Genomic DNA, 2033 nt, shown 5'->3' on the forward strand with positions numbered 1-2033 from the left:
GTAGTGCCAATTCAAACGGTTAGCTTAATGGGGTTCAAGTCAACGACTTGAAACTTGTCGTTAATCCTATATTTTTCTATACGATTGAATCGGAACTACTATATATCATCAAAAATTGGTAAAAAGAACCAAAAATTTTTAGAATTAATCCATTCCATCACACTTTGGGACTAAACATAATTATAATTGCATCTATATGTCGTTTAGAGGGTATTCTTTAAAAAATAAATATTTATAAATTCTTAATTTGAAACGAGATTAGGATAACTGATGTAATCTAGAAGCTTATAAAGAGCCAATCAATGTAAATCCGATTAAGATTTCGGGGTTTTCTTTCTTTACTACTTGCATGCTTTTATCATAGCTCTGATCCTGTTGAAAACCTATTAATAAAACATGACTATTTCGTACCTTCTTTAAAAAAAATCGTCTATGTGGCACCTGTAAAATTTTACTTATTTCTTTTGCTAGTAAAATGGATAGTCTTTTGTGTTTGCATAAATTAGGTATAATATAATCAGGCAAGGAGAAATCCAATCTTATATATTGATAGGCCATAAGAGCTGCTACAGCTGGAATTCTATAGTGTTGCCCCTTAAGAATCTTTTCTAATAAAGCATAAAGGGGCCCTCTTTGCTCACTGACATATGCTTGTTTTATGTTGGTTTGATGCGTGCAAGATAAACAATAGGGCTCATAGGAAGCAGAAAAACAACAAGAACACCTCTCTTCTTTCTCTAAAATATTGATTAAATCAAAACACTCTTCGCAAAAGATGTGTCTTTTAGAATTACAGAGTTTATGACAATAGATACAAATAGAAGGATAACAGATCTGTTGAATGGCCCTGCTTAAATTTTTTAAAAGAACTTTCATTACAATACTCTTAAAAGAAAGATCTCTTAACTGGATTTGTTTCAGTTAAGATATCTTTTTAACTAATCATCGATTTTACAACAACTTGTTTTGTTTCTAAGAGCCTGTTTAAAATCTTCTCATTAAGGCATAATGATAGTTTTCATAAAACCTTTGGAGGTAGTTATGAACCGCTCTTATACAAGCGATATCTCTCGTAAGCAATTTAGCAAAATCCATCTAAATACTTGAGTCTACACGCAAAAAAACACATCCACGAATAGTTGCTCTATAGGATATTTTTTGTGGGGTTTTGTACATTTTAAATGGATGTATAGAAGTATTTTCACTACATAAAAACTATTTGTTCGGTGTAAAAAGTGTTTTAGCAGATGGAGGATATTCTGGAGAAAAATTTGCAAAGAGCGTGCAGGAGATATTAGGATGTATAGTAGAAATAGCCAAAAGAAATACACTTCATACTTTTACAGTTATTCCCAAAAGATGGGTTGTAGAGCGTTCTTTTGCGTGGATAGAAAAATGTCGCAGGCTATGGAAAAATTGCGAAAGAAAACTATACTCGTTTACATTCAAATTAAGAGCTTGAATATATAAAAATTTTTATACAAAAGATAACATCTTCTTGCAAGATAGAGCAGTTTTTTCAAAAAAACCTAGTTATACAATTCTTAATTTGAAATCAAACTAGTATACATACAAGCCGGAATATGGTGGTTCTCGCTTTTATTGCTCTACTTTTGAAAAGATTTTAAACAGGCTCTAAGTGTTTAGTCCCAAAGTGTGATGGATTGGGTTAATTCTAAAACTTTTTGGTTTTTTTTGCCAACTTTTGATAATATGCTCAAATGGTGTCAATCCTTTTAGAGCTTTCAATCTTTTCGCAAAGTTATAGGCATTTAAAAAATTATATAAATGCTCTTTTAACTGCTGATGAGTTTGGTAGTAGTATCTTTTCAACCTCAATGTTGAGTTTATCTCTTTGTTTTTCAAATAGATAAACGGATTTTTCTAGGTAAAAATCCTAAAAGCTATAAGGATTGAATCGAATAAGAAAAAACACACTGGTTTTATGAAAATGAAATACAAAGAAACAGGTGACTTATAGATAGATACATATAGTATTAGTTGTTTATAATTATTAACTTAGAAATATTTCT

Annotated in this window: 1 protein-coding gene and 2 pseudogenes; 1 reads left to right on the top strand and 2 read right to left on the bottom strand. The window is 30.5% G+C overall.

Going from position 1 to position 2033, the window contains the following annotated elements; genetic code table 11:
- Positions 1–285: 285 nt before the first annotated feature.
- Positions 286–876 carry a hypothetical protein gene (locus tag RHOW815_RS07945; RefSeq protein WP_215217760.1) on the bottom strand — a complete coding sequence of 197 codons (591 nt, stop codon included), beginning with the start codon at positions 874–876 and terminating at the stop codon, positions 286–288.
- Positions 877–1225: 349 nt separating this feature from the next.
- Between RHOW815_RS07945 and RHOW815_RS08745 the strand changes: the two are divergent.
- A pseudogene (locus RHOW815_RS08745) lies at positions 1226–1462 on the top strand (transposase); the annotation flags it as partial.
- Between the two features lie 173 nt (positions 1463–1635).
- Here RHOW815_RS08745 and RHOW815_RS08750 read toward each other — a convergent pair.
- Positions 1636–1857: pseudogene (locus RHOW815_RS08750) on the bottom strand (IS481 family transposase); the annotation flags it as partial.
- Between the last annotated feature and the right edge of the window lie 176 nt (positions 1858–2033).

Source organism: Candidatus Rhabdochlamydia sp. W815 (assembly GCF_018642185.1).
Classification (GTDB): Bacteria; Chlamydiota; Chlamydiia; order Chlamydiales; family Rhabdochlamydiaceae; genus Rhabdochlamydia; species Rhabdochlamydia oedothoracis.

Coding starts and splice junctions, on each gene's coding strand:
- RHOW815_RS07945 (WP_215217760.1), bottom strand. CDS start 876: ATGAAAGTTCTTTTAAAAAATTTAAGCAGGGCCATTCAACAGATCTGT.